We start from the raw sequence: 19,462 nt of genomic DNA, 5'->3' as shown, positions 1-19,462 counted from the left end.
AGCTTTTCCCCCAAGCGTGGATCTCCCCGGAAACCTTTTGCTCTTTTCGGCGCACATAAAAGCGAGTTGGGGGCACACGGAGAGCAGAAGGAATGCTATCGGCAGGAGGCACGACATGATCGCCCTCGGCATCATCCTGCTCATCATCGGTTTCCTCACAGGCGTATCGATCCTGTGGACCATCGGCATCATCCTGGTGGTGATCGGGGCTGTTCTGTGGATCCTGGGTTCCATGGGGCACGCGGTCGCCGGCCGACGGCACTATTGGTGACCGACCCGACCTCATAGAGGTCCGGCACCGAAAGGCGGGTGCCGGCAGCGGGTTCCCGCGTCCGTGCGGGAACCCGCTCCGCCGCGTCCGGAGGTGCCGCGCTCCTCGCCCGGTCGTCCCCAACTCGGGTTCCCCTCCCCACCGGTGAAGTCGGTGATCTTGGGAACGAGGACATGAACGATCTTCGTTCTCGGGAGGGGAAGACCGGCATGACCGTACCCGCACCACGTGACCGACGCCTGTACACCGACCGGCGGTTCGACCTCCGTACCACCACGCTGTTCTTCGTCCTGCTGGCGCTCGTCCTGTGTCTCGTGGCATCGGTGGCGCGCCTCGCGGTGGGGATGGCGGAGCGCCGCCCGGTGTGGGCCGGACTGCTCGCCGTACTGATCGTCGCGTCCGTGCTCGCCTCCCGGTCCCGGTGGCGCAGGCTGTCCGCCGCGAGGTGCGCGCGCCGCGCGGCCGAGGCGCTGGAGGCCGCGGCCGAGACCGCGTCCGAGAACCTCCGCGACATGCGCGGCGCGACGGCGGACACGTACGGCATGGCGGTGGCCGAAGGCGTGTGCGGCTCGACGGCGGCCGAAGGCGTGCAGGGCATGGCGGCGGCCGCGGCGGTGCCGGCCGTCGAGTGCCCGACCGGCGCGGCGGCCCCGGCCCCCGGGTACGGCGCCGATCCCCTCCGTCCGGAGGTGCCGCAGGCGCCCGACCTGACGACGGCGGCGGGGGAGGAGCTCACCGCCGTCCTCGACCAGCCGGTGGACTGCGCCGAACTCGACCCCGATGCCTTCGAGCGGACAATAGCCGACCTGTGCCTGCGTGACGGCTGCGGGGATGTCGAAGTGGTCGGAGGAGCCGGCGACTTGGGAGCCGATGTCACGGCCGTCACCCCGGACGGGCGGCGCCTGATCGTGCAGTGCAAGCGCTACGGCGAGACCAACAAGGTCGGCTCGCAGGATCTGCAGCGGTTCGGGGGCACCTGCTTCACCGTCCACGAGGCCGACATAGCCGTGGTCGTCACGACGAGCGACTTCACCGCCCCCGCCCTCGAATACGCCGAACAGTGCGGAATCCTGTGCGTGAACGGCGACGAACTGAGCGCCTGGCACGACGGCACCGGGCCCCGCCCCTGGGACTTCGAGGTCGCGACAGCTCCCTGAGCGGCCCCGGCGGGCAAGGGCTGTCCACTACGTGGCCGACCGCACCCCCATGTCGTATCGCGGAAATATAGTACCGCGAAGCGGAAAGCCAAGGGGTGGGGGGGCAAGCGTATGCGGTGCGGCACGAGGATGCCGGTGCCCGGCCGTGGGCACGCGTCGAAGCGAGGACGGGGGCGGCGCCCGGACGAGCCCGGGCGGAGGGGCCCGGCATTCGGTGCGTACGTGCTGCGGGGCCTGGCCCAGGTCCTGTTCCTGGACCGGGCCTGGGCCGGAGCCGTCCTCGGCCTGGCCCTGCTGGCGGCGGACTGGCGCTACGGCGCCTACGCGGTGGGCGGCGCCACCCTGGGCACCGCGACCGCGTGCCTGCTGGGCGTGGACCGCGACCGGGTGCGAGCGGGGCTGGAGGGCTTCAACTCCTGTCTGACCGCCCTGGGCTGTGCGGTGTTCCTCGACGCGGGCCGGCCGGCGACGGCGCTGCTCGCGGCGGCGAGCTCCGTTCTGGCCACGATCGTCACGGCGGCGGTGACCCGGCTGCTGCGCGGGTGGAGCCTGCCGCCGCTGACCGTGCCGTTCTGTCTGCTGGCGGGCGCCGTGACCCTCGCCGCGCCCGCCTTCCGGCGGATCCGGCCCTCCGGAGACGGCAGGGCCGTGCTCCCGCGCCCGGCCACCGGCCCGACCACCCTCCCCCCGTACGACCTGTGGCGGGCGTTCTTCCGCAACGTGTCCCAAGTCCTCTTCCTGGACCAGTGGTACGCGGGGGCACTGCTGCTCGCGGGGCTCTTCCTGGCGAGCCGGGCGGCGGGGCTGGCCGCCTGCTCCGGAAGCGCGGCGGGCCTCCTCACCGCCTGGGCGCTGGGGGCGCCGGGCGCGCGGATCGCCGACGGCACGATGGGGTACAACGCCGTGCTCGTGACACTCGCGCTCCACGGGGGGTGCCTGGCGGCGACCCGGGCCACGTTCGGGTACGCGCTGCTCGGCGCCGCGACCGCCACCACGTTCACACCCGCCGTCGCCGCTCTGCTGGCCCCGTCCGGAGGACACGTGCTCACCTGGCCGTTCGTGCTGACCGCGGCGGTCTTCCTGGTGGCGGCCCGGGCCTTCCCCCGTCTCACCGGGGAGCGTGTCACGAACGCGCCCGGCGACCATGCGACGGGCGCGGACGGGACACAGCCGCCGCGGCGGTTCCTTCCGCCGGGCGCCGGGACGCACCCCTAGGTCACGCGCGCCTTGTACGACTCCGGGTAGCTGTTGGTGAACCTGATGGCCCACACCAGCAGCACGACGGGGACGACCCAGTTGAACCAGTCGTCCTGGGACGGGAAGCGGATGGCCAGCCAGGTCGACAGCGTCATCAGGACGAACACCAGGCCCCAGGCGCCGGTGAGCACCCGGTTGATGTGCAGGAAGACCGGCGAGTGCCAGTACTCCCGGGGCGTCGACTCGCGGGCGTACTGGGCGGTGAAGGGATCGACGAGGAGCGAGCCGAGCGCCACGACCGCCACCAGCCCGTTGGAGATGACCTGCGCGTAGGTCTCCAGCCAGATGAGCTGACCGCGGTCCAGGGCCAGGGCGAGGACCGAGAGCACGGCGAAGAACACGATGCCGGCCATGTCCAGGACGCGGAGCCTCCCGCGGAGCATGTCCTTGCCCGACAGCACGATCGCGGCGACCAGCGCGGCGAGCGCCGCGTACTCCCAGGTGCTGGGACTCGCGACCACCCCGAAGATGATCCACGGCGCGAACGAGAGGAACACACTGCCCGCGCCGACGGCTTGTTCGGCCGGGGCCTTCGTCGCCGACTGCTGCTGCGCCATGCGGTTCTCCCCTCACTGTCGTGACCGCCCCCGCCACCGCTTCTCCATCATGCGGTCGCCCACCACCGGTCGCACGCCGCACCGCGTGCGGGCCGTCGGGCGGGCTCCTACCGTGGGAGTACGGTCCGGACGCGGGGGCGGTGCCGGTCCGTCCGGGAGCAGCCATGACCCACCGATTCAGCGACAACGACCAGTTCGACTACGAGATCCTGCTCGCGCTGGGTTCGGCCTGGCAGCACGGCGCGGACGTGGGCGAGGTGCTGTCCGCCGCGTCCGCCGTCGCGGACGGCGACGGGCGGCGGTGGTTCACCGTGTGGACCGACCTGGCCCGGCGGGTCCGCGCACAGGCCGAGCGGAGCGGGGCCGCCGGACACACGACCAGCGCCCGCGACGCGTACCTCCGCGCGGCCGGCTACTTCGGCACGGCCCTCGTCGCCGTCGACGCCTTCCCGGATCCGGAGACCCATCTGCGGAAGGTTTTCCCCGAACACCGCGACTGCTTCGACCGCTTCCTGCGTGCCTGGGAGCCCCCCGCCGAACGGGTCGCGATCCCGTACGAGGGCGGTTCCCTGCCGGGATATTTGGTGGGCCCGGCCGACCGCGCCGGCCCGCTGCCCGTACTGATCGCCAACAACGGCAGCGACGGCCCCATCAGCTCCGCGTGGACACTGCTCGCCGCGCCGGCCGTGGCCCGCGGATACCGTGCGCTGCTCTTCGACGGCCCGGGCCAGCAGTCCATGCTCTTCGAACGCGGCGTCACCTTCCGGCACGACTGGGAGAACGTCGTCACACCGCTCGTCGACTTCCTCGTCGCCCGCCCGGACGTCGACCCCCGCCGCATCGTCCTCGCCGGCATCAGTCAGGCGGGTTACTGGGTGCCCCGTGCGCTGGCGTTCGAGCACCGCGTCGCCGCCGCCGTCGCGGACCCCGGGGTGGTAGGTGTGGTGGAGAGCTGGTGGCGCAACCTGGGGCCCGACCTGCGCGCCCTGTGGGAGTCGGGCGACCGCGCGACCTTCGACAAGGTCGTCCTGGAGGCGCTGGACGAGGACCCCGCCCTGGCCGCCACCTGGCGCTGGCGTGCCAAGCCCTATGCCGTCGACTCCCCGTTCGACCTGCTGACCGAGGTCTCCCGGTACGACCTCACCCCCGTCATCGACCGGATCACCACGCCCCTGTTGATCACCGACCCCGAGGGCGAGCACTTCTGGCCCGGAGCCTCGCAGCGCCTTCACGACGCGCTGCCCGGCCCGAAACACCTGGTGCGCTTCACGCAGGCGGAGGGAGCGCACATGCACTGCGAGCCGATGGGCCGCGCCCTGTTCGAACAGCGTGTCTTCGACTGGCTGGACACGCGTCTCCACGCCGACTGAGTGCGTGGCCGCGGACCGACCGCGTCCCCTCAGCCGAGGACGAGCGGGAGTCTCGCCGCGAGGGCGCCCAGGGCGGCGGTCTCCGCGTCGGTCGGTGTGCGGCGGCCGGTCCCGACGAGCAGCGCGTCCCGGTCGGTGAGGGAGGCGGGGAACGGGGCCCCGGCGATGTCCTCCAGCGCGGCGCGGGCCGCGGCGAGCGTGTCGGCGGGCGGCCCGGCGGCCGACGGCAGATGCGCGATCAGGTCGAGGTGGTGCAGCGTCCATTCGAGCACGTACGCCGTCAGGTAGTCCCCGATGGTCAGCACCTGGTCGCGGGTGCCGACCCGTACGGCCGGATCGGCGAGTCCGGCGGCGCGGCCCGCGGCGGAACCCACGTCGTCGAGGTGGAACCTCAGCAGCCACGGCTCGCCGTAGGCCGCCGCAAGCCGCGGGATCAGCGCGTCCAGCGGGTCCTCGCCGGTCGGCGGTTCCACGAGGCTCCAGTAGGTGACCGCGTCCACGGTGGGCTCGGCGTCCACGGGCGTGACCAGGGTGATCAGGACGTCCTGGGCGTCGATGACCAGATGGCACACCAGGTCGCGTACGAGCCAGCCGGCACAGCCGGACGGCCGCGCGAAATCCGCGTCCCCCAGCTCGGCCACCGCGGTGCGCAACGCCGTCCACGAACGCGAGAAGTGATCCACCGCGGCACCCTAGAACCGGAACGGAGCCGGGGACAACCGCAATGCGAGCGGCCGGGAACCCGTTCACGGTCCGCGCCCGATCCACGCCCGATCCGCGCTCGTCACCGCGTCCTGGGAAGACGACAATGTCCTTCAGGGGCACACTGGCCTCGGGAGGCGTCATGAGCACTTCAGCGGAGCCGCGGGTGTCCGGTCTCGAGGTCCGGTCCATCGACTACGTCCCGCTGGACGAGCGGCACGGCAAACTCTGGCACCTGGGCCCCCTGTGGTTCATGTCGAACGCACAGATCGCCACCCTGGCCGTGGGGCTGATCAGCATCACCGAGGGCGGCAACCTCATCTGGTCGCTGCTGGCCATCGTCTCCGGCACGGTCATCGGCACCTTCTTCATGGCCTTCCACTCGGCCCAGGGCCCCCAGCTGGGCCTGCCGCAGATGATCCAGTCGCGCCCCCAGTTCGGCTACGTCGGTGCCCTGCTGGTGTGGCTCTTCGCCTATGTGCAGTACGCCGGCTTCAACGTCTTCAACACCATCCTCGCCGCCGACTCCCTGCACACCACCCTGCACGGCAGCGTCAAACTGTGGGTGGTCGTGGTGACGATCGTGGCGCTCGTCATCGCGCTGATCGGCTACGACATCATCCACAAGGCCGAGCGGGTCCTGACGTACACCTTCCTGGTCGTCTTCGGGATCTTCACCGTCGGCGTGCTCGTCACCCTGCACTACCCGGCGGGCTCCTTCGACCTCGGCGACTTCAAGCTGACCCCGTTCCTCGCGCAGTTCGGCGTGGTCGCCGGCTACCAGATCAGCTGGGCCATCTACGTCTCCGACTACTCGCGCTACCTCCCGCCGGACGTCACGGTGCGCAAGACGTTCTACTGGACGTACTTCGGCTCCGCGCTCGGCGGCATCTGGCTGATGGTCCTCGGGGCACTGCTCGCCGCGTGGGCCGGCCAGGACTTCGAGACGATCAAGTCGATCAACGCCGCCGGGGACAAGGTCTTCAGCGGCTTCGGCGCGATCGTGCTGCTCTTCGCCGCCCTCGGCCTGGTCTCCGTCACCGCGCTCAACATGTACGGCGGTTCGCTGACCCTCATCAGCGCCATCGACTCGTTCAAACGCGTACGGCCGACGCTGGGCGTACGCCTGCTGACCATCGGCCTGACCGCGGCGCTCTCCCTGATCGGCGCGCTGTCCGCGACGGCGAACTTCCTCGCCAACTTCAACAACTTCCTGCTGCTGGTCCTCTACCTGTTCATCCCCTGGACCGCGGTCAACCTCATGGACTACTACGTGGTGCGCCGCGGCCACTACGCCATCGCCGAGATCTTCAAGCCGAACGGCATCTACGGCCGGTGGGGCTGGCACGGCATCATCGCCTACCTGGTCGGCTTCGCCGTCATGATCCCGTTCTTCTCCGTCGGCACCCTGTTCGTCGGCCCCGCCGCGGACGCGCTCGGCGGAGCCGACATCTCCCTGTTCATCGGGCTGCCGGTGTCCGCGCTGCTCTACTGGTGGCTGACCCGCTCGATCGACGTGGAGGCCGAGACCCGGCTGGCGGAGGCGGAGGCACAGGAGCTGGAGCGCGCCGCGCACGAGCACCGAGAACCCTGAAAGGTGCCGGGCGTGCGCGGGTGGGAGATTCTGTAGGGGTGTGGGGTGTCCCAGCCGGTCGGATACCGGCCGCCTACGTGGCCCCGGGCCGCCGGGCGATACGTGTGACGCTGGTCGCCGCAGCCGGCTTCTTCCTCTTCCGCTACGGCCTCGGCGACCCCGTCGCGGCCACCTACGCGCTGTTCGCCACCGTGGCCCTCGGCGGCCTCTCCCGGATCCCGGGCACCGGACGGCAGCGCGCGGCGGTGGTGGCCCGCCTGGTGCCGGTGTGCTGGGTGCTGGTCGTCGTCGGCACCTACCTGTCGGTGCGGACGTGGACCGCGGTCGTCGGCATGCTGGTGGTCGGCTTCGCGCTGGCCTTCTCCGCCGTGGGCGGGCCCCGTCAGGCGGGGGCGGCACCGGGCCTGCAGCTGCTGTACATCCTGCCGTCGTTCCCCCCGTACGACCCCGCCTCCCTCGACGACCGGCTGATCGGGACGACCACCGGGCTGGCCCTGTTCATCGCCGCCGAGGCGCTGATCCTGCCCGAGCGGCGCCCGGAGACGTACCGCGCGCGAGCCACCCGGGCCGCGGGGACCGCCGCCCGCTGCGCGATCCTCCTCGTCGCGCCGCCGCACGCCCTGACCGCCGCCGACATCCGCGAGGCCCGGGAGGCGGGCCAGTCGCTGCGGTCCCTGACCGTGCCGGAGGCGGAGCGCCCCGCCGGGCCCGGGGTGCGCGACCGGGCACTGTCCCACACGGGTCTCGCCACCCGTGCCCTGCTCGGGCGGCTGGCACGGCTGCGCGCGGTGCGCGGGGAACGACCGGGCCCCCAGGTGCTCGCGGTCCTGCGGGCCGTGGCACGGCTGGCCACGGCGACCGAGACGTGCCTGGACGGGGGGCCGTCCCCCGTGGAGCCGCACAAGGAGCTGGTCGAGGCCCGCGCCCGTCTGTCGGCCGCGTCGGCGGGACCCGGCCCGGCCACCGAACCCGGTACCGCGTTGACGGCCGGGGCGGGGGGCCCGGCCTTCCTCGCCACCGGCTCCGCCCGATCCGTACCGGAGAACGGGACCACGCCGGCCGGTCTCCCGCCCGCCGTACTGCGCCTGCACGCCGCCCTGCTGGAGATCGCCGACGCGGCGCTCGCCATGGGCACCGCGGCCGATCTGGCCGTGCGGGGCCGGCACGCCCGGGTGGAGGTGGCACGGGGCCGGTTCTGGTACGCCACCGCCTCGGCCCCCGTCCTGTGGTGGCACCGGTTGCGCGGCCACGCCGGACGAGGGTCGGTGTTCTTTCAGAACGCGGTCCGTATCGCCCTGGCTCTGACGGCGGCCAGGCTCGTGGCCGGGCTGGACACCCTGCCGCACGGCTTCTGGGCCACCCTGGCCACGCTCACCCTGACCCGGACCACCATGGACGAGACCTGGAGCACCATCCGCCGGGCGCTGACGGGCACGCTCGCGGGAGCCGTGCTGGCCGCCGGCATCCTGACCGCGGCGGGCGGCGAGAACGCCGTGTACGCCGCCCTGCTGCCCCTGTGGATGCTGTTCGCCTTCACCGTGGGGCCGGTCAAGGGCGTCGGCTGGGCACAGGGTCTGTTCACCGTGCTCGTCGCCCTCGTCTTCGCCCAGCTGGCGCCGCCGACCTGGCGACTGGCGGAGGCCAGGATGCTGGACGTGCTGGTCGGCAGCGCGATCGGCGCGGTCTTCGGCCTGCTGGCCTGGCCCCGGGGAGCTCATGACGAGCTGCGGCACGCGGGGGCGGAACTCCTGCGCAGGGCGGCCGAGATCGTGGTCGCGACCGGCGCCTCCGTCGCGGGCGGCTGCGGGACGGCCGCCCCCTCGCGGGTCCCCGGCCATCGGTCCCTGCAACGCGCGGTCATCCTCGCCGAGTCGGCGTACGCGCAGTACCAGAGCGAACCGACGCCCTTCGGCGGCCGGGGGCACGAGACGGTGCAGCCCGCGGACTGGCAGTCGGTGCTGATCGCCGGGCACCACACCCTGTGGGGCTCCGACCGGCTGCTGGACCCACCGCTCGCCAGGCTGAACATGGCCGCGGCCGACTCGGTCGGCGGACTGGGGGAGCGGGTGGCCGGGCGGATGCTGCTGGTGTCGGCGGCCCTCGACCCCGGCGACGACACCCCGACCGCGCCCCTGCCGCTGATCGATTCCGTCCTCGCGGGCTTCACCCTGGAGCCGCCCGGCGCCCCGCGCCTGTACTACGCCACCGTGTCCTGGCTCGACTCGCTGCTGACCGACATGTCACGCATCGCGTACGGCGACCAGACGGCCGGGGCCACCGCGGAGATGACACCCGTCCACGACTGAGCCGGGCCGCGCCCCTCCTACCAGTCCCGTTCCGCGTCCATCTTCGCCGGTGCCAGTACCCGGACGTGGCCGTGGTCGCCGTACACGGAACGCCGCCACCGCGCGAACACCTCGGCGGTGCGGTCCAGCCGCTCGTCGTCCCACACCCCGTAGTCCACCTCGACCGTGGCCCTGGTCCGCGCGCCGGACCCGGCCTCGTGGACACGGACGCCCAGCACATGTGAGGCGATGGCGGCGTCCGCCTTCGGCCCTTCCGTCCGCAGGTACGTCCGGAACGCCCGGAGCGCCGGGACTCCCGGCGCGGGCGTGGCCGTGGCCGTCCCGGCGGCCGGACCCGTCGGCCCACCCGTCCCGCGCGCCTCCGGGTGATCCGTGCCGCACGAGACGAGTGCCAGGCAGCAGCCGGCGAGCGCCGCAGCGACGGACGCGGATCGAAGCGTGATCTTCATGTGTCCCCCTTCCGGAGGGTGAGAGGGCAACGCACGGGCCGAGGTTGCGTCCCCTGGGCAAGGGGGGGGCCGCTCCTCTCGCCGTGCTGGTGCCGCCCCCACCGTGAACCGGCTGCCTGCCGCAGTGACCGCGACCCGGGCGATGCCTGGCGTGATGCCCCATGGCGATCCACGTACCGAGTCCCGCACCGTGCCGGCGTACCCGCCTCCTGACCGCGGCCCTCGCCACGGCCCTCGCACGCGTCACCGCACCGACGACGCTCGGCACCGTTCCGGCGGCGGCCTCCGCGCGGCCCTAGCGCCACCCGCCCCGACCGTGCGGCACAGCCGCGGAGGTGCGCCGTTCCGTACACCACCTGGTGACCCGTGACCGGATCGCCGGCGCCGCGGTCCTGGTCGACGGCGGCCGCGCCGGCACACCGTGCCCGCCCCGGAGACCTACCGGCGCGACCTGCGGCGCGCGGACACGACCGACACGCTGTTCGCCCCCGTCACGAACGACATCGGCGCGTGCGCGTTCTGGGACCCGCCCCGCGCGCGGCCGACGAGGATCCGCGCCGACCTGCCGGCCCTGCTCGTCAACGCCACCGGCGACCCGCGAACCGTCCATCCCGGCGCGCGGGCGGTGCACCGAAGGCGGCCCGGCTCCCGCCTGATCACCCTGCGCGGAGCGGACCAGCACGCGCTCTACGGCGTCTTCGGCAGTTCCTGCGTCGACACCGCGGTCGACGCCTGCCTGGCGAGTGGCCGGCCGCCGGCCCGGGACGTCACCTGTTCCCGGCCCGCCACATGACAAGGAGGGACCGGCCAGAACCCGCCCCGACCAGGCGTTTTCCCGTCCCGGACCCGTCGGCGGCGGACGCACCGGTCGCCGACCGACGAGCCTGAGTGTTAGAAAAGGGGCATGAGCGGACGTTCCCGCCGGTCATGGGCGAGAGCGGCGCTGCCGCTCGGCTGGCGGCGGTCGTCCGGACCGCCCCGCGGTCCAGGGCCGTCACGCGGACGCCGCTTCACATCACCTTTGAGCATCCGCACGCTCGCCGCGCAGGTCTTTCTGCTCCAGGCCCTCATCGTGCTGGTGCTCGTCGCCGTGGCGTCCGCCGCCCTGGTGGTGCAGGGCCGCTACGACGGCGAGCAGAGCGCCCGGGAGAAGTCGCTGGCCGCCGCCGAGGCGTTCGCGCACGCACCCGGTACGGCGCTCGCCCTGCGGTCACCGGGCGCCGGCGTACGGCTCCAGCAGGCGGCGGAGGAGGCGGAGAAGGCCGCCGGAGTCGACTTCATCACCGTCCTCGACCCCAAGGGTGTCCGGCTCGCCGACACCGACCCGGCCCTCATCGGCAAGAAGGCCGAGGGTGTCGGGCCGGCCGCCGCGGGCGAGGCGTTCACCGAGACGTACCACGGGCAGCCCAGCGACGCCGTGCGCGCGGTCGTCCCCGTGACGGACGCGAGCAGGCGCGTGGTCGGCATGGTCAGCGCCGGTATCCAGTACGCCAACCTCGCCCACGTGCTGAACGACCAGCTGCCCATCCTGCTCGGGGCGGCGGCCGGGGCACTGCTGCTCGCGACCGGCGGCACCGCGCTCGTCAGCCGCCGGCTGCTGCGGCAGACCCACGGGCTCGGCCCGGCCGAGATGACCAGGATGTACGAGCACCACGACGCCGTGCTGCACGCGGTGCGCGAAGGCGTCCTGATCATCGGCGGCGACGGACGCGTGCTGCTCGCCAACGACGAGGCACACCGGCTGCTGGACCTGCCCGAGGACGCCGACGGGCGCAAGCTGAACGAGCTGAAGCTGGGGCCCGGACTGCGACGGCTGCTGCTGTCAGGGGAGTCCGCGTCCGACGAGGTGACTCCGGCGGGCGACCGGCTGCTGGCGGTGAACACCCGGCTCATCGGACCGGACGGCGATGCCCAGGGCCTCGTCGCCACCTTCCGGGACACCACCGAGCTGAGGGCCCTATCCGGGCAGGCCGAGCTGGCGCGGGGCCGGCTGTCGTTCCTGTACGAGGCCGGGATGCGGATCGGCACCACGCTCGACGTGCGGCGCACCGCAGAGGAGCTCTCCGAGGTGGCCGTCCCGCGGCTGGCCGACGTCGTCACGGTGGAACTCCTCGACTCCGTGCTGCGCGGCGAGGAGCCCACGGGAGCGGTGCGCCAGATGCGGCGCACCGCGCTGCGCGCCTCCCGGTCGGGGACGCCGCTGCAACCGGTGGGCGAGGTGATCCGCTTCGTGATGGCGGACACGCCGAGCGTGGCGGCCCTGCGCCGCGGCAAGGCCGTCCTGGTGCCGACACTGCACGACGCCCAGGACTGGCGGGCCCAGGACCCGGACGGGGCCCGGCGAGTGCTGGATTCCGGCATCCACTCACTGATCACGGTGCCGCTCCGCGCCCGCGGGGTGGTACTCGGCATGGTCAACTTCTGGCGGGCCGCCGACTCCCCCCGGTTCGAGGAGGGCGACGTCGCCGTGGCCGAGGAACTGGTCGCCCGGGCCGCCGTCGCGATCGACAACGCCCGCCGGTACGGCCGTGAGCACGCCATGGCGGTGACCCTCCAGCGCAACCTGCTGCCCCTCGGCCTGCCGGAACAGGACGCGCTGGAGATCGCCTCGCGCTATCTGCCCGCGCGCTCCGGTGTGGGCGGAGACTGGTTCGACGTCATCCCGCTGCCCGGCTTCCGGGTGGCCCTGGTCGTCGGCGACATCGTCGGACACGGGCTGCAGGCCGCGGTCACCATGGGCCGGCTGCGCACCGCCGTGCTGAACTTCTCCTCCCTCGACCTGACCCCCGACGAACTGCTCGGGCACCTCGACGAGATGGTCACCCGCCTCGACACGCCGACGGCACACGAGGACGACCGCGCACCGCTCACGGGCGCCACCTGCCTCTACGCCATCTACGACCCCGTCGGCGGGCACTGCACCCTCTCCCGCGCAGGCCACCTCGCGCCCGCCGTGGTGGACCCCGAAGGCCGAGTGACCTTCCCCGACCTGCCGCTGTCCCCGCCCCTGGGCGTCGGCGGACACCCCTTCGAGACGGGCGAGCTGGACCTCCCCGAGGGCAGCCGGCTCGTCCTGTTCACCGACGGCCTCATCGAGAGCCGCGACCGGGACATCGACGAGGGACTGGACATGCTCCGCTCCACCGTCGCGCACGCCGACCAGACCCCGGAGGAGACCTGCCGCGCCCTCATGACGACGATGCTGCCCGAGCACCCCAGTGACGACGTGGCGCTGCTGGTGGCCCGGACCCGGCTGCTCGACCCGTCCCGCGTCGCGACCTGGGACGTACCGTTCGACACCACGGCCGTGTCCCGGACCCGCACCGAGGTGAGCACGCGACTCGCCGACTGGGGGCTGGAGGAGCAGGCGTTCAGCACGGAACTGATCCTCAGCGAGCTCCTCACCAACGCCATCCGCTACGGCGCCCCGCCGGGCCGGGTCAGGATCCTGCTGGGCAGCACCCTCGTCTGCGAGGTCTCCGACGGCAGCAACACCTCGCCCCGGCTGCGCCGCGCGGGATCCAACGACGAGGGAGGGCGCGGGCTGTTCCTGGTGTCCCAGTTCGCGGACAGCTGGGGGACACGGTACGTGGCGAAGGGCAAGGTCATCTGGGCCGAGCAGGTACTGGGCCGCGCCCCGGAACCGGACCTGCCCGTGCTGTTCGACGAGATCGCCTTCTGACACGGGTCCGGCCGCCCTCCGCAGGGCGGCCGGGCTGTTGGTTGCCGTCAACTCGTCTTCGAGGGGCGGATGTTCTGGTTGAGCCGGAACACGTTGGCCGGGTCGTAGGTGTCCTTGACGGCGACGAGCCGCCGGTGGACGGCGTCCGGGTACGAGGCGCGCACCTTGTCCTCGGCGGCGTCGCCCGTGAAGTTGACGTACATGGCCCCGCGGCCATGGCGGGCGATCTCCTCGCGGGTGCTCCGGGCCCAGGCGATGTGCGAGTCGAAATCCGTCGCGTCGGGGGAGCGCGCGACGACGTTGCACAGCACGCCCGCGTCCCGCTGGCTGAAGGCGGTGGCGTCGGCGGGCATCCGGGCGAAGGCACCGCCCAGCTGGTGCAGATGCAGCTCGCTGTTCGGCGTGGGTGTCGTCAGGTGCCGGCGCAGGACGGCGTCGAGCGCGGCGTCGGAAGGCTCGATGAACGCGGACGTGAAGTAGTTCTGCGCACCGGCCGCCCAGAGCGGATCGATCATCGACTGCATGCCCGTGTACGGCATCGGGCCCATGAGGTCGGCGACGGGGGTGCCCAGCGCCCGCAGCGGAGCCACCGCCGCCTCGCCGGCGGCCGGGGCGCCCGCGTACATCCCGAGCACCACCGCGACCCTGGTGCCGTGCACCTCCTCGGGCAGGAACGGCAGGGGAGGCGCCGTCATCAGGTTGACCAGCGTCGTCAGCTCGTCGGGCATGCCGCCGATCAGGTCCCGCCAGCCCGTGACGACCTGCCGGGCCTGATCCAGGGGGTAGACGATCAGGCCGCCTAGGATCTGCGGCCCGACCGGGTGCAGCTGGTACTCCAGGGAGGTCACGACACCGAAGTTCCCGCCGCCGCCCCGAAGGGCCCAGAACAGCTCCGGGTGCTCCCGCGCGTCCGCGCGCACCACGCGGCCGTCCGCCGTCACGACCTCGGCCGCCGTCAGGTTGTCGGAGGCCAGGCCGTGGCGCCGCAGCAGCCAGCCCACCCCGCCGCCGAGGGTGAAGCCGGAGATGCCGGTCGTGGACACCAGGCCACCGGTCACGGCGAGCCCGAACGCCTGGGTCTCGTGGTCGAGGTCCCCCCAGGTCATGCCCGGCTGGGCGACCACCCGGCGCCGCACGGGGTCGACGACCGCGCCCTTCATGGCGGACAGGTCGATGACGATGCCGTCGTCGCAGGTGGAGAACCCGGCGATGCTGTGCGAGCCGCCGCGCACGGCGACGAGCAGGTCCTGGCTGCGGGCGAACTCGACGGCGCGGATCACGTCGGCCGTCCCGGCGCAGCGCACGATCAGGGCCGGGTGCTTGTCGTGGCACCCGTTCCAGACCGCGCGGGCCCGGTCGTAGTCGGCGTCGTCGGGACGCACGACGGTGCCGCGCAGGCCCGCCTCCAGCTCGGCGATCGTGGCGTCCCCCAGGACCCCCTTTGCCGTGTCGATCGACATGGTCGGCTCCTCGGTGTGAGTGCTTCGGCTGACTCCCACGACCGTAGGCAGCGGCTCTTAGCACTCACTCAGCAGCGGCTTTGCCGCCGGCCGCCCGTGGCATCGTGCGGCGCAGGGCGGCCGTTCCCCGGGCGTCGCCGAGGCCGGCGAACAACTCGCCGGCCCGGGCGGCCGTCGCCTCGGCCGCCCGGTGCTGCCCCGCCTGCTCCTGCAACCGCGCCAGCATCAGGCAGACCCAGCCGGCGGCGGACGTCGACCCGGCGACGTGCTCCAGCTCCCGGGCACGGCCGAGGAGGGTACGGGCGCGTACCGGGTCGCCGGAGGCCCGGGCGACGAGCCCCAGGTGCAGCAGGCCGTTGATGGTGCCCGGGAGATCGTCGGTCTCCTCGAAGCCCGCGAGGGCCCGGGTGAAGGCGGTCCGGGCGGCGCCGGTTTCACCACCGGCCAGCCGGAGCAGCCCCAGGCAGCCGAGGGTGATGCCCTCCTCGCGCCGGTCCCCGAGGCGGCGCCTGATCGCCAGCGCAGCGTCCAGGCACGGGCCGGCGGCCTCCGGATCGCCCGCGCCGCGCAGGACGTTGCCGAGCGTGTTCAGGGCCAGGGACTCGCCGTACGGGTCGCCCAGCCCGCGGAAGCAGTCGACACCGCGTTCCGCCGCCGTCGTGGCGGCGCCGGTGTCCCCGTCGAGGCGGCACGCCCACGCGAGGTTCGCCAGGGCGTGGCCGCGGGCGCGGGACGGGCCCACCGCTCGGCCGGCCAGCACCGTCTCCTCGAAGTACAGCGAGACCTGTCCGGACGCGGCCTCCTCGACCGTGTAACCCGGTGTGATGACCGGGAAGAAGGGCCGGCAGCCGGTTTTGACGTCCTCCAGCAGCCGCAGGCTCTCCCCGGCTGCCTCCCGGGCCGCCGCGCCCTCACCGCGGCAGACGGCCCAGACGCCCGCGAGATGCGCGGCGGCGGCGAGGACCGACGGCTCACCCGCTTCCAGGGCGAGGGCGCGCGCGACGTCGAGGGCGGTGCGGGCCCGCTCCCACGAGCCGCGCATCCAGAGCAGGATGGCCCGCTGGCAGTGGGCGGACGCCAGCGCCGCCGGGTCCGGGCGTCCCCGGTGCACCGCCACGATCTGCTCGGCGATCTCCTCCAGCGGGGCGCCGTCACCCAGGCGGATCGCCAGCACGGCCCGTCCCATCAGCGCCCGTGCCCTCTGCGGGGACGGGTCCGGCGCGGCGGCCAGGGCGTCCTCCAGCCATCGCCGGCCCTCGGCGAGCAGTCCCCGTTCGGCCCAGAACGACCGCAGGGCGACGGCCAGCCGCAGCGCGCCGTCCGGTTCGTCGCGCAGGAGGGAGCGCAGGGCGGCCCGCAGATTGCCGTGGTCGGCCTCCAGCTCCAGCGACGTGGCGGCCGGCACCCCCGCGGGCGGCTCGCGGTCCCAGGACTCGGCGAGCGCCAGGTAGAAACGCCGGTGCCGGACCTCGGTCGCCGCCGCCTCCCCGGCGGCCCGCAGCCGGCCCGCGGCGTACTGGCGGATGGTCTCCAGCAGCCGGTAGCGCACCTCGTCCTGCCGGGGTTCCACCGACACCAGGGACTTGTCGGCCAGCCGGTCGAGGACGTCCAGGACGGCGCCTTCGTCCGCGCCGTCCGCGCACACCTGCTCGGCGGCGGCCAGCGAGAACCCGCCCACGAACACCGCGAGCCGGCGGAACAGGCGCTGTTCCTCCTCGTCGAGCAGGCGATGGCTCCACTCCAGGGTGGCCAGCAGCGTCTCCTGCCGGGTCACGCCCCGCCGGTCGCCCCGGCCGAGGAGGACCAGGGCGTCGTCGAGCCGTTCGGCGATCTGCCGCGGCGCCAGCACGTGCACCCGGGCCGCCGCGAGTTCGAGGGCCAGCGGCATGCCGTCGAGCCGGAAGCAGATCTGCGCGACGGCGGTGGCGTTCCGGTCGGTCAGCCGGAACCCCGGGTCCGCCTGCGCCGCGCGCTCCGTGAACAGCCGTACGGAGGCGAAGCGGCCCAATTCCGCCACGGACGGCAGCCGGTGCGGATCCGGCAGCCCCAGCGAGGGCACCCGGAAGGTCCGCTCCCCGTAGCTGCGCAACGGCTCCCGGCTGGTCGCGAGGACGACGACGCCCGGACAGCGCGCGATGACCTGGGAGGCCAGGGCGGCGCACGCGTCGACGAGGTGCTCGCAGTTGTCCAGCACCAGCAGCAGCTCCCGTCCGGTCAGCTGGGCCACCAGCGCCTGCCGGCTCCCGCCCGACGGCGGCAGGGGGAGCCCCAGAGCGGTCGCGACCGCCTCGGGCACGAGGTCCGGCTCCGCCAGCCCGGCCAGGTCCACGAAGCAGGCACCGTCCCGGAAGTCGCCGCCCCGGCGGGCAGCCACGGCGAGCGCCAGCCGGGTCTTGCCGCAACCACCGGCCCCGGTGAGGGTGAGCAACCTGCCGCACCCCAGGGACCGTACGATCTCCGCCATCTCCCGTTCCCGCCCGATGAGCGCGGTGGCCGGTGCCGGCAGCCGGTGCCGAAGGGGCGCCGGCTCCTTTGGGGGCTCGACCGAGTCGGCCAGCAGCGCACGGTAGAGCCCGCGCGTCTGCGGGTCGGGGTCGGCGCCGGTGTCGCGCCGGAGCGCGTCCCGCAGACTCTCGTACACGGCCAGCGCCTCCCGGCGCCGCCCCGCCTCGGCCAGGACGCGCATCAGAGCCCGGTGACCGGGTTCGTGCAGGGGATCCCCGGCCACCAGGGTCCGCAGTACGTCGAGGGCCCCGGCCGTGTCGTGATCCTGCTCCAGCGCCTCGGCGAGGCCGAGCAGCAGGGCCGCGCGCCGTCTCTCCAGCGCCTCGGCCGCCTCGCCCGCCCAGGCCTCGTACCGGTCCTCCGGCAGCAGACCGGGCCCGGCCAGGTCGAGTGCGGCGCGGTAGGCCGCGGTGCCGCCACCGTCGGAGGCCCGCCGGGACGCCTCGTCGAAGGCGTCGAGGTCGACCCGTACGCCGCCCTCCGGGCCGAGGACCACCATGTCGTCGCGGAGCACCACGACCTCACCCGGCGCTCCCGTGGCGGCCAGCGCGCGGCGCACCGCGTACAGCACCTGGTGCAAGTTGTTCGACGCCGCCGACCGGTCGAGGCCGGGCCACAGCAGGTCGTAGACCTGTTCGCGGTGTATCCGGTGGCCGGGTGCCAGGCAGAGCAGTTTCAGCAGGCTGCGGGCCTTGCGCAGGCGCCACGCCCCGGCGGCGACCGGGCGGTCCTCGACCGCCACCGCGAACCCGCCGAGGAGCCGGATGCGTACCTCGTCGGCCATGGCTGTCCTCACGAGCAGGCTACCGCCCGGGGTCCGGGCCCGCCCCGGATGCGTGATCATGGACGCGGCGGAAGGATCGGCAGGGGGGCAATGCCCGTTGCGGCGCGCTATCGGAGCACTGGCATGAACGAGAATCGCATTCCGCGCCGTCCGCCAGGTCCGGCGGACGCGCACGCCACGAACGCATCGACGTCGTCCGCCGCGGACTGGGGCCTGCTGCTTCTGCGGCTGACCTTCGGGCTGCTGATGGCCGCGCACGGCGCGCAGAAACTGTTCGGACTCTTCGGCGGCGGCGGCCTGACGGCGACCGGTCAGGCCTTCGCCGGGCTCGGATACCGCCCGGGGAAGGTCTTCGCCGTCATCGGCGGCGGGTCCGAGTTCCTCGGCGGACTCGGCCTGGCCCTCGGGTTGCTGACGCCGCTCGCGGCCGCCGCGCTGATCGGCACGATGATCAACGCGATGGTGACCGTCACCGGCGCCCACGGTCTCTGGGACGAGGACGGCGGTGTGGAGTACAACGTCTGCATCGCCGTGGCCGCCCTGGCCGTCGCGGCCATCGGTCCCGGCCGCCTCTCCGTCGACCACTACCTCCCCTGGGGCCGCGGCGGCTGGCCCGAGGCCGCGGTCGCCCTCGGCCTGGGCGGGGTCGGAGCGGCGGTCACCTTGGGCCTGTGAGCGGCGCTGGCACCCGGCCTCCGGTACGCGCGCCGACCCGCCGGCGGGCACCGGCGGCGTCGCATCCCTGCCGGGCCCCCGCCGGGCGACGTGGCGCCGGCACCCGGCCTCCGGTACCGCGTGCCGCCTCGTCGCGGTCGTTTCCGGCCGTGCTCCGGCAGGCGGGCCGCCACCCTGTGGTGCCCGAGGGCGGGGCCGGGCATGAACCCGTCGGCGGACACCTCGGTCCTGTGAGCGGTGTCGGCACCCGGCCTCCGGTACCGCGTGCCGCCTCGTCGCGGTCGTTTCCGGCCGTGCTCCGGCAGGCGGGCCGCCATCCTGTCGTGCCCGAGGGCGGGGCCGGGCATGAACCCGTCGGCGGACACCTCGGTCCTGTGAGTGGTGTCGGCACCCGGCCTCCGGTACCGCGTGCCGCCTCGTCGCGGTCGTTTCCGGCCGTGCTCCGGCAGGCGGGCCGCCACCCTGTGGTGCCCGAGGGCGGGGCCGGGCTCGAATTCGGCGGGCGGACATCAGCGGCGCCGCGTCCCTGCCGAGCACCTGCCGGGGGCCGGTACCGCGTGCTGCCCCGTCGCGGTCGTTCCCGGCCGTGATCGAACTCGTCGGGCGGGCACCGGTGGCGCCGCGCCGGGCACGGACCCGTCGGCGGACACCGGCGGCGCCGCGTCCCTGCCGAGCCTCTGCCGGGCGACGTGG

General features: G+C 73.7%; 13 protein-coding genes and 1 pseudogene. 9 read left to right on the top strand and 5 right to left on the bottom strand.

Translation table 11 applies throughout. The features are described 5' to 3' along the window. The first annotated feature begins 115 nt into the window (after positions 1–115). The 3 genes from BLW57_RS41225 (at position 116) to BLW57_RS03730 (ending at position 2,643) form a co-directional block, all read left to right on the top strand. Complete coding sequence (locus tag BLW57_RS41225; RefSeq protein WP_093472119.1) at positions 116–271, top strand: DUF6131 family protein; 156 nt, start codon at positions 116–118, stop codon at positions 269–271. A gap of 209 nt (positions 272–480) precedes the next feature. After that, positions 481–1,428 (top strand): restriction endonuclease, encoded by a 948-nt coding sequence (locus tag BLW57_RS03735; RefSeq protein ID WP_093472118.1) that lies wholly within the window; start codon positions 481–483, stop codon positions 1,426–1,428. Positions 1,429–1,650: 222 nt separating this feature from the next. Further along, the gene (locus BLW57_RS03730) at positions 1,651–2,643 is read left to right on the top strand and encodes an urea transporter (protein ID WP_256339373.1); all 993 of its coding nucleotides are present in this window, start codon (positions 1,651–1,653) and stop codon (positions 2,641–2,643) included. Here the strand turns inward: BLW57_RS03730 and BLW57_RS03725 are convergent. Beyond that, a complete protein-coding gene (locus BLW57_RS03725; protein ID WP_093472115.1) occupies positions 2,640–3,242 on the bottom strand; it encodes a hypothetical protein in 603 nt (200 codons plus the stop codon). The two genes, BLW57_RS03730 and BLW57_RS03725, sit on opposite strands and share 4 nt — an antisense overlap. Positions 3,243–3,406: 164 nt before the next feature. Here BLW57_RS03725 and BLW57_RS03720 point away from each other — a divergent pair, with 164 nt between their 5' ends. Then, the gene (locus BLW57_RS03720) at positions 3,407–4,612 is read left to right on the top strand and encodes an alpha/beta hydrolase family protein (protein ID WP_093472113.1); all 1,206 of its coding nucleotides are present in this window, start codon (positions 3,407–3,409) and stop codon (positions 4,610–4,612) included. A 29-nt stretch (positions 4,613–4,641) separates the two neighbouring features. On the opposite strand, the gene BLW57_RS03715 is transcribed toward BLW57_RS03720, so the two are convergent. Beyond that, the gene (locus tag BLW57_RS03715) at positions 4,642–5,295 is read right to left on the bottom strand and encodes a maleylpyruvate isomerase N-terminal domain-containing protein (RefSeq protein ID WP_093472112.1); all 654 of its coding nucleotides are present in this window, start codon (positions 5,293–5,295) and stop codon (positions 4,642–4,644) included. 161 nt (positions 5,296–5,456) lie between these two features. Here BLW57_RS03715 and BLW57_RS03710 point away from each other — a divergent pair, with 161 nt between their 5' ends. After that, entirely contained in the window at positions 5,457–6,908 is a 1,452-nt protein-coding gene (locus BLW57_RS03710) for a purine-cytosine permease family protein (RefSeq protein ID WP_176985444.1), read from the top strand. 104 nt (positions 6,909–7,012) lie between these two features. After that, on the top strand, positions 7,013–9,214 hold the full coding sequence (locus BLW57_RS03705; RefSeq protein WP_256339372.1) for an FUSC family protein: 2,202 nt from the start codon (positions 7,013–7,015) through the stop codon (positions 9,212–9,214). A gap of 17 nt (positions 9,215–9,231) precedes the next feature. Here the strand turns inward: BLW57_RS03705 and BLW57_RS03700 are convergent, their stop codons facing one another. Further along, the gene (locus BLW57_RS03700) at positions 9,232–9,663 is read right to left on the bottom strand and encodes a hypothetical protein (RefSeq protein ID WP_093472107.1); all 432 of its coding nucleotides are present in this window, start codon (positions 9,661–9,663) and stop codon (positions 9,232–9,234) included. Positions 9,664–10,093: 430 nt separating this feature from the next. On the opposite strand from BLW57_RS03700, the pseudogene BLW57_RS03695 reads away from it, so the two are divergent. Together BLW57_RS03695 and BLW57_RS03690 are read left to right on the top strand one after the other, a co-directional pair. Continuing rightward, positions 10,094–10,456, top strand: a pseudogene (locus BLW57_RS03695) (alpha/beta hydrolase); the annotation flags it as partial. A gap of 111 nt (positions 10,457–10,567) precedes the next feature. Then, complete coding sequence (locus BLW57_RS03690) at positions 10,568–13,345, top strand: SpoIIE family protein phosphatase (protein WP_176985443.1); 2,778 nt, start codon at positions 10,568–10,570, stop codon at positions 13,343–13,345. A 47-nt stretch (positions 13,346–13,392) separates the two neighbouring features. Here BLW57_RS03690 and BLW57_RS03685 read toward each other — a convergent pair whose 3' ends face one another. Together BLW57_RS03685 and BLW57_RS42865 are read right to left on the bottom strand one after the other, a co-directional pair. After that, positions 13,393–14,805 (bottom strand): FAD-binding oxidoreductase, encoded by a 1,413-nt coding sequence (locus tag BLW57_RS03685; RefSeq protein WP_093472104.1) that lies wholly within the window; start codon positions 14,803–14,805, stop codon positions 13,393–13,395. 64 nt (positions 14,806–14,869) lie between these two features. Next, a complete protein-coding gene (locus tag BLW57_RS42865) occupies positions 14,870–18,094 on the bottom strand; it encodes an ATP-binding protein (RefSeq protein WP_176985442.1) in 3,225 nt (1,074 codons plus the stop codon). A 123-nt stretch (positions 18,095–18,217) separates the two neighbouring features. Here BLW57_RS42865 and BLW57_RS03675 point away from each other — a divergent pair, with 123 nt between their 5' ends. Beyond that, positions 18,218–18,769 (top strand): DoxX family membrane protein, encoded by a 552-nt coding sequence (locus BLW57_RS03675; protein WP_093472101.1) that lies wholly within the window; start codon positions 18,218–18,220, stop codon positions 18,767–18,769. Positions 18,770–19,462 lie beyond the last annotated feature (693 nt).

Source organism: Streptomyces sp. 1222.5 (genome assembly GCF_900105245.1).
Taxonomy (GTDB): domain Bacteria; phylum Actinomycetota; class Actinomycetes; order Streptomycetales; family Streptomycetaceae; genus Streptomyces; species Streptomyces albidocamelliae.
The sequence above is the reverse complement of the archived record's forward strand: the minus strand, read 5'-3'. Positions and strand labels throughout refer to the sequence as shown.